Annotated in this window: 12 protein-coding genes; 8 read left to right on the forward strand and 4 right to left on the reverse strand. The window is 73.2% G+C overall.

Translation table 11 applies throughout. The features are described from left to right. The first annotated feature begins 79 nt into the window (after positions 1-79). From ABT041_RS34455 to ABT041_RS34485, 7 genes are all read left to right on the forward strand, one after another. The gene (locus tag ABT041_RS34455; protein ID WP_351191991.1) at positions 80-1,432 is read left to right on the forward strand and encodes an MFS transporter; all 1,353 of its coding nucleotides are present in this window, start codon (positions 80-82) and stop codon (positions 1,430-1,432) included. Next, complete coding sequence (locus ABT041_RS34460) at positions 1,429-2,103, forward strand: GNAT family N-acetyltransferase (protein WP_351191993.1); 675 nt, start codon at positions 1,429-1,431, stop codon at positions 2,101-2,103. Before ABT041_RS34455 ends, ABT041_RS34460 begins: the two co-directional genes overlap by 4 nt. A gap of 41 nt (positions 2,104-2,144) precedes the next feature. Beyond that, positions 2,145-2,552: a YciI family protein gene (locus ABT041_RS34465; RefSeq protein WP_351192051.1), complete on the forward strand. Its 408-nt coding sequence runs from the start codon at positions 2,145-2,147 to the stop codon at positions 2,550-2,552. Between the two features lie 8 nt (positions 2,553-2,560). Continuing rightward, on the forward strand, positions 2,561-3,706 hold the full coding sequence (locus ABT041_RS34470) for an RNA polymerase sigma factor (RefSeq protein ID WP_351192053.1): 1,146 nt from the start codon (positions 2,561-2,563) through the stop codon (positions 3,704-3,706). Between the two features lie 220 nt (positions 3,707-3,926). Next, positions 3,927-5,126 (forward strand): S8 family peptidase, encoded by a 1,200-nt coding sequence (locus ABT041_RS34475; RefSeq protein ID WP_351191995.1) that lies wholly within the window; start codon positions 3,927-3,929, stop codon positions 5,124-5,126. Positions 5,127-5,337: 211 nt separating this feature from the next. Further along, positions 5,338-6,975, forward strand: a complete 1,638-nt coding sequence (locus ABT041_RS34480) for a serine/threonine-protein kinase (protein ID WP_351191997.1) — start codon at positions 5,338-5,340, stop codon at positions 6,973-6,975. Further along, entirely contained in the window at positions 6,972-7,577 is a 606-nt protein-coding gene (locus tag ABT041_RS34485) for a hypothetical protein (RefSeq protein ID WP_351191999.1), read from the forward strand. The genes ABT041_RS34480 and ABT041_RS34485 overlap by 4 nt, the downstream gene beginning before the upstream one ends. Here the strand turns inward: ABT041_RS34485 and ABT041_RS34490 are convergent. Further along, positions 7,558-7,863 (reverse strand): hypothetical protein, encoded by a 306-nt coding sequence (locus tag ABT041_RS34490; protein WP_351192001.1) that lies wholly within the window; start codon positions 7,861-7,863, stop codon positions 7,558-7,560. The two genes, ABT041_RS34485 and ABT041_RS34490, sit on opposite strands and share 20 nt — an antisense overlap. A gap of 73 nt (positions 7,864-7,936) precedes the next feature. Then, positions 7,937-9,205, reverse strand: coding sequence for an MFS transporter (locus ABT041_RS34495; RefSeq protein WP_351192003.1), 1,269 nt, complete (start codon positions 9,203-9,205; stop codon positions 7,937-7,939). 39 nt (positions 9,206-9,244) lie between these two features. Here ABT041_RS34495 and ABT041_RS34500 point away from each other — a divergent pair, with 39 nt between their 5' ends. Then, a complete protein-coding gene (locus ABT041_RS34500; protein WP_351192005.1) occupies positions 9,245-9,745 on the forward strand; it encodes a MarR family winged helix-turn-helix transcriptional regulator in 501 nt (166 codons plus the stop codon). A 2-nt stretch (positions 9,746-9,747) separates the two neighbouring features. Here the strand turns inward: ABT041_RS34500 and ABT041_RS34505 are convergent, their stop codons facing one another. Together ABT041_RS34505 and ABT041_RS34510 are read right to left on the reverse strand one after the other, a co-directional pair. Further along, a complete protein-coding gene (locus tag ABT041_RS34505; protein WP_351192007.1) occupies positions 9,748-10,422 on the reverse strand; it encodes a response regulator transcription factor in 675 nt (224 codons plus the stop codon). Continuing rightward, the gene (locus tag ABT041_RS34510; protein WP_351192009.1) at positions 10,419-11,603 is read right to left on the reverse strand and encodes a sensor histidine kinase; all 1,185 of its coding nucleotides are present in this window, start codon (positions 11,601-11,603) and stop codon (positions 10,419-10,421) included. The genes ABT041_RS34505 and ABT041_RS34510 overlap by 4 nt, the downstream gene beginning before the upstream one ends. Between the last annotated feature and the right edge of the window lie 111 nt (positions 11,604-11,714).

The following is an 11,714-nucleotide window of genomic DNA, read 5'->3' on the forward strand; positions in this document are numbered from 1 at the left end:
TGGCCGGCCTGCGTTCCTCGGATTCACGTGAGGCTAAAACATTGGCTCCTGGCTGTGACGACCGGCCACCGTACCGGGCATGCCCACCTTCCTCCCCGCCTCGCGGCGCCCGCGGATCCCCCGGCGCGCGCAGCATCCCCGCGACGCCCGGTCCCCGTGGCGTACGAAGGACTTCCGCGTCCTGTTCTCCGCCTCCGTCCTGAGCGCGCTGGGGACGAACGTCTCGTACGTCGCCGTCCTTCTGATCGCCGTGCTCGCCCTGGACTCCGGGCCCGGCCAGGTCGGCCTGCTCGGCTCCCTCGGCACGGCGGCGTTCCTGCTCATCGGCCTCCCCGCGGGCGCGTGGGTCGACCGGATGCGCCACCGCACGATTCTGATCGCGGCGGACCTGGTGCGCGCGGCGCTCCTGGCGTGGATCCCGGTGGCGTGGTGGTGCGACGTCCTGACCTTCTGGGGCCTGTGTGTGGTGGTCTTCCTGAACGGGGTGGCCACCGTCCTGTTCGACGTGGCCGGACAGAGCGCGCTGCCCCGGCTCGTCGCGCCCGACGCCCTGATCCCGGCGAACTCCGCCCTGGTGAGTCTCATGGCCGCGGGCAACGTGGCGGGGCGGGGAGCCGGCGGTGCTCTGGTGCAGCTCCTGGGCGCACCGCTCGCCGTGGTGTGCTCCGCTGCGGGCCACCTCGGGTCGGGGCTCCAGCTGATGTGGATGGCGCGCAGGCCCGCACCCGCGGCCCCCGTCCCACAGGAGGCCGCCGGCCCGGGGGCGAACCTGCGGGCGCAGATCGCCGAGGGCCTGCGTCATGTCCTGGGCCACGCCGAACTGCGCGCCGTCGCCCTGACCGGCGCCGTGGGCAACCTCGGGGCGGTCATGGTGAGCACGATGCTCCCCGTCCTGTTCACCCGTGACCTCGGTCTGTCGGCGGGCGTGCTCGGTCTCTTCTGGGCGGCCGGAGGCGCCGGGCTGTTCGTCGGGGCCCGCTGCGCCCGTCCGCTCGCCGACCGGTTCGGCCACGGTCGGGGACTGGTCGTGGCCGACGTGTACCTGGCTCCGGCGGGTCTCCTGGTGCCCCTGATCGACCGCGGCGGGTGGCTGTGGGTGGCGGGTGCCGGGTGGTTCGCGTTCGCCGTACGGACGGGGGCGGCCAACGTCCTGGGCGTGAGCCTCCGTCAGCGTCTGACGCCGGCGGGGCTGCTCGGCCGGATGAACGCCACCTTCCGGTTCCTCCTCACCGGGACGATGGCCCTCGCCGCCGCGCTCGCCGGCGCCATCGGTGCGTACGCCTCGCCGCGCGCGGCCCTATGGGTCGGAGGGGTCCTCCTGGGGCTGAGCTTCCTTCCGGCGCTCCTGTCTCCCCTGCGCGGACGCCGCGACCTCCCGGTCGTCGAAAAACCCTGCGGGAGCGCTCCCAAGGTGGCAGGCTGCACCGGGTGACGACCGAACCGTTCATCCGCCCGTACCGGCCCTCGGACCGCTCCGCGCTCGGTGACATCTGCGTCAGGACGGCGCACGAGGGCGGGGACGCGTCGCCTCTCTACCCCGACCCCGAACTGCTGCCGACGATCTTCGCCTACCCGTACGTGGACTTCGCACCGGACTTCGCCTTCGTCCTCGACGACGGTGCCGGCAGCGCCGTCGGCTACGTCCTGGGCGTTCCGGACACGGCCGCGTTCGCCGGACGGTTCCGCGCCGAGTGGCTGCCGCGGGTGACCGACCGGTACCCGCCCCTGACGGGAGCGGCCCGTACTCCGGCCGACGAGATGACCGGCCTGCTGCACACGCCGGAGCGCATGGTCCGCGAGGAACTCACGGGCTTCCCCGCCCACCTCCACATCGACCTGCTGCCCGCGTGGCAGGGCCGCGGGTACGGCCGGGCCCTCATGTCGACCCTCCTGGGAGCCCTGCGCGGGCACGGCGTCCCCGCCGTGCACCTCTGCATGGCGCGGGCGAACACCCCGGCCCGGGCGTTCTACGACCGGCTCGGCTTCCGGCTGCTGGCCGTGGACGACCCCGGCCCCGTCTGGTACCTGGGCCGGCCGACGAGGCCGGAAGAAAAATCCGGCGGTGATGTCGAGAACCCGTGGGCTGCTCCGTCCCCGGTGTGAGAGCGACCAGAATGGGCCGCATCCGCACCGAGGAGAACACGATGGCCAAGTACCTGCTCCTGAAGCACTACCGCGGCGCCCCGGCCCCGGTCAACGACGTCCCCATGGAGCACTGGACGCCGGAGGAGATCTCGGCCCACGTGCGGTACATGCAGGACTTCGCGGCCCGGCTCGAGAAGACCGGCGAGTTCGTCGACGGGCAGGCGCTCGCCCCCGAGGGCACGTTCGTCCGGTACGACGGAGAGGGCCGCCCGCCGGTCACCGACGGCCCGTTCGCCGAGACCAAGGACCTCATCGCCGGCTGGATGGTCATCGACGTCGACAGCTACGAGCGCGCCGTCGAGCTCGCCGGGGAACTCTCGGCCGCCCCCGGGGCCGGCGGGAAGCCGATCCACGAGTGGCTGGAACTGCGCCCCTTCCTCACCGAGCCGCCCACCATCTCGGAGTGACCCCCGTCATGGACGAGGTCCTGCTCCGGAGCCTCACACCGGGCGTCCTCGCCGTCCTCGTCCGCCGCGGAGCCGACTTCGCGGCGGCCGAGGACGCCGTCCAGGACGCACTGGTGGAGGCGGTCCGCGTCTGGCCGGACGACCCTCCCCGGGACGCTAAGGGCTGGCTGGTCACCGTCGCCTGGCGCAAGTTCCTCGACGCGGCCCGGGCGGACTCCGCCCGCCGCCGGCGCGAGGACCTCGTCGACGAGGAGCCCGCGCCCGGACCCGCGCCCTCGGTGGACGACACGCTCCAGCTCTACTTCCTGTGCGCCCACCCGTCCCTGACGCCCTCGTCCGCGGTCGCGCTCACGCTGCGCGCCGTGGGCGGGCTGACCACCCGTCAGATCGCCCAGGCCTACCTGGTGCCCGAGGCGACCATGGCGCAACGGATCAGCCGGGCCAAGCGCACGGTCTCCGGCGTCCGGCTCGACCGCCCCGGCGACGTCGCCACCGTGCTGCGCGTGCTCTACCTGGTCTTCAACGAGGGCTACTCCGGCGACGTCGACCTCGCCGCCGAGGCCATCCGCCTCACCCGGCAGCTCGCGGCCGCGATCGACCACCCCGAGGTCGCGGGACTCCTCGCCCTCATGCTGCTCCACCACGCCCGCCGCGCCGCCCGGACCGCACCCGACGGCAGCCTCGTGCCGCTCGCACAGCAGGACCGCGAGCGGTGGGACACGGAAGCGATCGCCGAGGGCATCGGGATGCTGCAGGCGGCGCTCGCCCGCGACCGGCTCGGCGAGTTCCAGGCGCAGGCCGCCATCGCGGCGCTCCACGCCGACGCGCCCACCGCGGAGGAGACCGACTGGGTGCAGATCGTCGAGTGGTACGACGAGCTCACGCGTCTGACCGACAGCCCGGTCGTCCGGCTCAACCGTGCGGTCGCCGTCGGCGAGGCCGACGGACCGCGCGCCGGCCTGGCGGCGCTCGCGGAGCTGGACGCCGCCCTGCCCCGGTACGCGGCGGTGTCGGCGTACCTCCACGAGCGCGCCGGTGATCTCGCGACGGCGGCGCGTCTCTACGCCGAAGCGGCGAAGAAGGCGAACGACGTTCTGGAACGCGACCATCTGACCCGCCAGGCCGCCCGTCTCAACACCCGCTTGCGTCACTGATTTCCCGTCGGTCCCCCGCCTCGCGCCGAACGTGCCCATTTCACGGAGGAGTTCGCGGTGCGGCGTGTGCGACGTGGAGGCGATGCGGAGGGCTTATTCAGAAACCTTGTTGAAGAACCCCTTACCCCTGGTTCGCACTTGATTTGCTCCTGCCAACTCGCACAGGGTTTCCCTCGAACGTTTGACGCCCCACACGTCAACACGAGGAGAGACCCTTTTCATGGCAACTCACAAGCGATCCCGCGGACTTCGCAACGCGGCCATAGCCGCAGGAGTAGCAGGCGCCGCCACCGCGGTGCTGCTCGCGGGCAACCTCGCCGGCGCGGCCGCCCCGGCCGAGGGCACCGTGCACGGACTCGGCGCCCCGGGCGCCATCTCCGGCAGCTTCGTCGTCATCCTCGACGCATCCGCGAACAAGGCGGACCTCGCGAAGAAGTACGGCGGCACCCTCCAGCGCTCCTACGGCTCGGAGGTCAACGGCTTCTCCGCATCGGGCCTGACCGTCGAGGAGGCCAAGCGACTCGCCGCCGACCCCGCCGTCGAGACGGTCGTCCAGAACAAGCGCTTCACCATCAAGGAGACGCAGGAGAATCCCCCGTCCTGGGGCCTGGACAGGATCGACCAGGCCGAGACGGCCGGCGACGACAAGTACACCTACCCGGACGGCGGAGGCGAGGGCGTCACCGCGTACGTCATCGACACCGGCGTCCGGATCACCCACCAGGACTTCGGTGGCCGGGCCACCCACGGCTTCGACGCCGTGGACAAGGACGACTCGGCCGACGACGGCAACGGCCACGGCACCCACGTCGCCGGCACCATCGCGGGCACCTCCCACGGCGTCGCCAAGAAGGCGAAGATCGTCGCCGTGCGCGTGCTCGACGACAACGGGTCCGGCACCACCGAGCAGGTCGTGGCGGGCATCGACTGGGTGACGCAGAACCACTCCGGGCCCTCCGTCGCGAACATGAGCCTCGGCGGCGGCGCCGACGAGGCGCTCGACGCCGCGGTCCAGCGCGCCATCGCCTCCGGCGTGACCTTCGCGGTCGCGGCCGGAAACGAGTCCTCCGACGCCGGCCAGGGCTCGCCGGCCCGCGTGCCCGAAGCCATCACCGTGGCCTCCAGCACCAAGGACGACGAGCAGTCGGACTTCTCCAACTTCGGTGCGGTGGTGGACCTGTACGCCCCCGGCTCCGAGATCACGTCGGACTGGAACGACAGCGACACCGGCACCAAGACGATCTCCGGAACGTCCATGGCCACGCCGCACGTGACCGGCGCCGCGGCCCTCTACCTGGCGGCCCACCCCTCGGCGACACCCGCCGACACGGCCGCCGCGCTCACCGGGGCGGCGACACCGGACGCCATCAAGAACCCCTCGGCCGGCACGGCGAACAAGCTCCTGAAGGTCACTCCGTAACCGCACCGCACCACCCGGCACACCGGACGGCCCTCCACGATCGTGGGGGGCCGTTCCCCTTCCCGTACCGGCGCTCCACGATCGTGGCGGCCGTTCCCCTTCCCGTACCGGACTCTGTCGCCGGGAACCGGCCGTGGCGAGAATCTGTCCTTGTGGAGGAAGGCCGGGAGGCCTCGCCAAGGTCCCGCCACGGCGCCGAGGGGGTACGCGGATGAGCGCATGGGTGGTCCCGGGCTACACGGAGTCCCGGGAGCTGGGCGCGGGCGGCAGCGGACGGGTGACGCTGGCCGTCCACGACGCGACCGGCACGCCGGTCGCCGTCAAGTACCTGAGCGAAAGGCTCCGTTCCGACGAGTCGTTCGTCCATGGCTTCCGCTCCGAGGCCCGACTCCTCGGCGCCCTCGACACACCGCACGTCGTGGGGCTCTACGAGTACGTCGAAGCCCCGCGCGGAGCGGCCATCGTCATGGAGCTGGTCGACGGCATCGCCCTGCGCGCCCTCCTCGCCCGCGAAGGCGCGACCGGACCCGAGGCAGCCCTCGCCGTCCTCAAGGGCTCGCTCCTCGGCCTCGCCGCCGCCCACCGGGCGGGCGTCGTCCACCGGGACTACAAGCCGGAGAACGTCCTCGTCGCCGCCGACGGCTCCTCCAAACTCGTCGACTTCGGCATCGCGGCCGGCCGGGACAGCCGCCCCGGCATCGCCGGAACGCCCGCCTACATGGCGCCCGAGCAGTGGAACGGCGCCCCCGCCTCGCCCGCCGCCGACGTCTACGCCGCGACCGCGACCTTCTTCGAGTGCCTGACCGGCCGCAAGCCCTTCGCGGGGGACAACTTCGCCGAACTCGCCCTCCAGCACCTGGAGGCGCCCGTACCCGACGGGCAGGCCCCGGAGCCGCTGCGCCCGCTCATCCGCAGGGGCCTCGCCAAGGTCCCGCACGAACGGCCGGAGAACGCCGACGCGTTCGTCAGGGAACTGGAGTCGGTGGCCACGGCCGCGTACGGACCGGACTGGGAGGAGCGGGGCCGTGGCCGGCTCGCGGCCCTCGCCGCGCTCCTGCCGCTGCTCTTCCCCTCCTCGGGCGGCACGGCCCAGGGCACCACCGCGCTCGCCACGACGACCCTGCCCGCGCCGCCGGCACGGGGCCTGCGCCGGTGGCTCCCGCACGGGCTGCCCGCGGGCGCGGCCGCCCTCGCCCTGGCGCTGCTGCTCGCCCTCGCCGCGCAGGCCGGGGGAGAGGAGTCGGACGGCGACCAGGCCGCGCAGGCCTTCGCGACGACGAACACGTCACCGAGCCCGAGCCCGAGTACGGCTCCGACGGCCGAGGAGCCCTCTGCCACGCCGGAAATCCCGACGACGTCACCGGCGGACACCTCGACGCCGCCTCCCACACCCACGACCACGGACGAGCCGCCCCCGCCCACGACAACGCCGCCCACCACCCCACCGACGACAACCCCGCCCACGACAACCCCACCCACCACCCCACCCACGACCCCTCCGACCACACCCCCGACGCGGCCCCCGGTCTCGGTCACGTCCGTCTCCGTCACGAGCCTGCGCCAGACCGGGCCGACGACGTCCGAGACCACCATCGAGATCTCGACGGACGGAACGGGCCCGGTGACCCTCCTCGTCGAGTGGTCCACCAGCGACGAGAAGGACGTGCCGGGCGCACCGGACGGCTCCGAGACCATCCGGCGCGAAGGCGCGGACCGTTACACGCTGACGCTCCAGCACGAGGTCCGAGGCACCGGTTGCTACTGGGCCGTGCGCGCGAGCACGGATCCCGCCGCCGCGAACGGCGGCTCCCTCCAGCAGATCTTCATCAGGCGGTGTGTGATCACGTGAACGACGACGACTACAGCGCCACCGAACTGGGCAGCCACTGGTTCCAGGGCCCGACGCCGGATCCGACGCCCGACCGCGTGGAGGGCGAAGTCCTCCGTTTCGGCCCGGGGGTGACCGCGGCCGCCGCCCGACGCGCCGCGAACACCCCTACGGCGGCCCAGATCTGGCACGGCACCCTGCCCGGCAGTCCGCCACCCCGCCGGCCCCGCTCCCGGTGGCCCCTCCGGTACGCGCCGGCGGCCGTGATCCTGCTCGCCGTCCTGGCCCTGCTCGCGTGGCGCGAGTACGGCCCCAGGGTCTCGGTACGGGACATCACGGTCACCGCCCCGGAGGCGGCGCTCGGCTGCGACGGCACGGCGAACGTGGAGGCCGTCGTGCACACCGACGGCCGCCCGGGCACCCTCACGTACCACTGGGAACGCAGCGACGGCACCCGCTCGGCACCCCTGCGCGAGACCGTGCCCCGAGGCCGGACGGAGGCCCGGCTCCACCTCCTGTGGACCTTCGAGGGCCGGGGCACCCACGAGGCCGTGGCCCGCGTGGTGATCACGTCCCCGCACACCCACGCGGCGGAGGGCACCTTCACGTACCGCTGCGGGTGACGCGAAGGAGCCGGCAGGACGGCGCCGATTCCCTCACCCCGCCGTTCTCGTCCGGCTCCACCCGGTACAGCCGCGCATGCGGAACCCGGCTCCCGCCACGTCGCACCAGGCAGCGCGTGAGCTGCGGGTCGCCGACGTCGAGCAGGGCGCCGATCTGTGCGGTGGTCAGCTGCTCCCGCCCGGCCAGCGTGTGCAGGACCTCCTCGTCCCCGGCCGCCACGAGCCGGGCGAACAGCTCGTCGGTCAGGGCCGGGTTCTCGGCCAGCCCCAGCAGTGCTTCCCGCACCCTGTCCCCCTTCGTCACGACTCGGCGTCCCCCGCCGCCCGATGCAACAGCACGGGCCGCTGCCGAGTCCACCTCATATCGCCGAGGTACGAGCGCGGGGGAGGTTCGTGTGGGTCGGGAGTGAGCGTTCCGCGCACAGGAGGATCGCCGCGCCGGTCAGGACGAGGGCGGCGAGCACCGTCCAGAGGTGCCATGGGCCCGAGTCGAGCAGGAAGCCCAGGAGCATGGGCGCCACCGTGCGGCAGACCGACCAGGACAGCTGGTAGACCGACAGGTAGCGGCCGCGCAGGTGGTCGGGGGCCGCCTGGACGGAGAGGCTCTGCGACGGGGCGGAGTGGACGAGTTCGCCGGCGGTGTAGAGCGCGGCGACCGCGAGGACCGCGATCAGGGCCTCCGCGCCGTGGACCAGCCGGGGGAGGGCGGCGAAGGCGGCGAACGAGAGCGCGAAGGTCACCGCGCCGAGCGCGGCCGTGCGGGTGCGCCTGCCACGAGCGGTCAGGCGGGCGGCCGGCACGCCGAGTGCGGCGACCAGAACGGTGTTGACCGCGAAGACCGCCCCTGCCAGGGCGTCCGGCATGGCGACGTCGCGGGTGAGGAAGACGGGCAGGGCCATGGCCTGGGCGGTGTAGCCGAAGGCGATGAGGAAGTTGGCGGTCGTCAGGAGGAGGTAGGAGCGGTCGGTGAGCACCTGGCGATAACCGCCGCGCTTCTCCTGGTGCTTGGTGGTGCCGCGGACCTGGGGGATCCGGGCGACCAGTACGGCCGCGACGGCGAAGACCGCGGCCAGGACCTCGGCGGCGACGACGAAGCCGGTGGTGCCGTTCCACGCGAGCATGCCGGCCGCCGCGAGGCTGCCGCAGCCCATTCCGGCGTTGCGCAGGCTGCGGTCCCACGCCAGGAGCCGGTCGCGTTCGGCGCCCTGGGCGAGGTCGCCGATGAGCGACTGCTGGCTCGGCGAGGAGGCCCACATCCCGACGGCCACCACCAGGGCGATCGTCAGGAAGGCGGGGTAGGAGTGGGCGAACGGGTACGCGGCGAAGCCGATCGCGCGCAGCGCGAGGACGCCGATGAGTACGCGGCGGCCGCCGATGCGGTCGATGAGGGCCCCGGCGGCGGGCATGAAGGCCAGTGCGCTGAGCCCGGCGATCGTGAGGCCCGTCCCGATCGACGTGAGGGACAGCCCGGTGAGGCCATGGATGAACAGCATGGTCAGCGGCACGTAGATGCCGTCGCCGAGGGAGGTGGCCAGGCTGGAGGCGATGAGCCTGCGGCGGGCGGGGGAGGGGGTGTCGGTGGGGTGGACGGGGGGTGCGGCGGCCTCGGCAACACTGATATCTTCCACGGAAGATAATTTATCATCCGTGGAAGATAAGGTGAAGGGATGCAGCCCGACTCCATCGCCGCCATCGTCGCCCAGTGGAAACGGGAGCGCCCGGATCTGGACACCTCTCCGATGCTGGTCGTCGGCCGGCTCTTCCGGCTCACCCGGGCGCTCGATCAGCAGCTGCGTCCGCCCTTCGCCGCCGCGGGCCTGGGAAGCGGCGACTTCGACCTGCTCGCCGCGCTCCGCAGGACCGGGGAGCCCTACACCCTCTCCGCGGGCGAGCTCAGCCGCACCGTCCTCGTCACCACCGGCGCCATCACCAAGCGCGTCGACCGGCTCGAATCCCGCGGCCTGGTCGCCAGGACCGTCGACGAGGCCGACTCACGCGGGCGCCTCATCACCCTGACCTCCGAAGGCGTCGCGCTGACCGACGAACTCATCGCCGTCCACCTGGACAACCAGCGCCGGCTCCTCACGGGCCTCGACGCAACCGAACAGGCGCAACTCGCGCATCTGTTGGAACGGCTCGCCGTGACGCAGCCGGCCGGCGAGGTCTGAGGTCAGCCGACCGGAGCGTCGTCGGCGATCCGGTAGCCCACCCCGGGCGTCGTCGTGATGACCGGTGGGCCGCCCAGCTTGCGGCGCAGGCGGCCGACGGTGACCGTCACGGTGTTGGTGAACGGGTCGGCGTTCTCGTCCCACACCTGCTCCAGGAGCTCCTCCGCGCTCAGGAAGCCCGGACTGGCGCGCAGGAGCGCCTCCAGGACGGCGAACTCCTTGACCGACAGGGCGAGGGGGCGGCCGTCCCTGCCGGCGGTGCGGCGGACCGGGTCGAGTTCGAGACCGGCGGCGCGCAGCGTACGGGGCGTGGCTGCCGGTCTGCGGCGGGCCAGGGCCCGGACGCGCAGGACCAGTTCGGGGAAGTGGAAGGGTTTGGCCAGGTAGTCGTCGGCACCGAGGGTGAGCCCGCTGACCCGGTCACCGGGCGCCCCGGCCGCCGTCAGCATCAGCACCATCGGACGGTCGTCCCGCCCGGTGATCATCTGGCAGAGCACATCACCGTGGATGCCGGGCAGGTCCCGGTCGAGGACCACCACCTCGTACGCGTTCACATCGAGCTTGGCGGCCGCCGCGAGACCGTCGTGCGCGAGGTCGACGGCCATCCCCTGATCCCGCAGCCCCTCGGCGACGACCTCGGCGAGCGATCGCGCGTCCTCCACGACCAGCACCCTCATGCCCGCACCCCCGTTCGCACCGCGTCATTCTCCGGGGCGGCCGACGGCAGTGTCACCGCGACGCGCAGACCACCCTCCGGACGGGCCAGGAGCACGAGGCCGCCGCCGTGCGCGGCGACGATCGCCGCCACGATCGACAGGCCCAGGCCCGAGCTCCCCTCGGATCCCGTACGGGCCGCGCCGAGCCGCTCGAACGGCTGCCCGAGCCGGTCCACCCGGTCCTGCTCCAGGACCGGCCCGCCCGTCTCGACGACCAGGCGCGCGCCGGAGCCTTCGCTGTCGGCGGCGACCCGGATCCAGCCGCCCTCCTCGTTGTGCGCGATCGCGTTGTCGACGACGTTCTGCACCATCCGGGACAGCAGCACCGCACTGCCCCGCGTCCATGCCGCAGGCCGCACCTCGGTGTCGACGGCCAGGCCCTTCGCGGCGATGTCGGAGGCCCGGCCGCCCAGCGCGTCGCGCGCCAGCTCGCCCAGCGACACGAGGGTCCGGTCGGAGACGTCGCCGTGCTGCGCGCGGGCGAGCAGGAGGAAGCCGTCGAGCAGGTGGTCCACGCGGTCCAGCTCGGTCCGTACCCGTCCGGCGAGCGCCAGGGTCTGGGCAGCGGGCTCCGGTTTGGCGACGGCCACGTCCAGCGACGCGCGGATCGTCGCCAGCGGGGTGCGCAGTTCGTGCGAGGCGTTGCCGACGAAACGCCGCTGCGCGACGAACGAGGCCTCCAGGCGCTCGAGGAGGCCGTCGACGGTGTCGGCGAGCTCCTTGACCTCGTCGGCGGGCCCGGTCACGGCGAGCCGCTCGTGCAGGTTCTCCGCCGAGATCCGCCGCGTCGCCGCCGTGACGAGCCGCAGCGGGCGCAGAACCCGGCGTGCCAGGAGGCGCCCGAGCAGGAGGGAGAGGCCCGCCATCACCAGCAGCGCGAGGACCGAGGCCATGACCCACCGGTGTGCCTCCTGCGCGTGCACCTCCGCGAGCTGCCGCTGCAGCCCCTGGATCTGCTGCTGCGCGGCGGCGAGGTCGGACGAGCCGCTCGCGGGGGGTGCGGGGACGTTCCCGGGCGCGGGTGCGGACAGCCGGACGCCGGACATCAGGTAGGTCAGGACGAGCAGCACGACTCCGGAGCCGAGGAACCCCGCCGCGTACAGGATCGTGAAGCGTCGTCCGACAGTCCCGCGCCGCAGCATGCCCTGCCCCTTCTCCCGCTCGTGTCCGGTGGACGCAAGCCGTCGCCCTTATCCCTGTACTGGTCCGGCCGGGGATCAGCATGCCCCGCCGCACCTAACAGCGAGGTGACA

The organism is Streptomyces sp. NPDC002825, assembly GCF_040295385.1.
Lineage (GTDB): Bacteria > Actinomycetota > Actinomycetes > Streptomycetales > Streptomycetaceae > Streptomyces.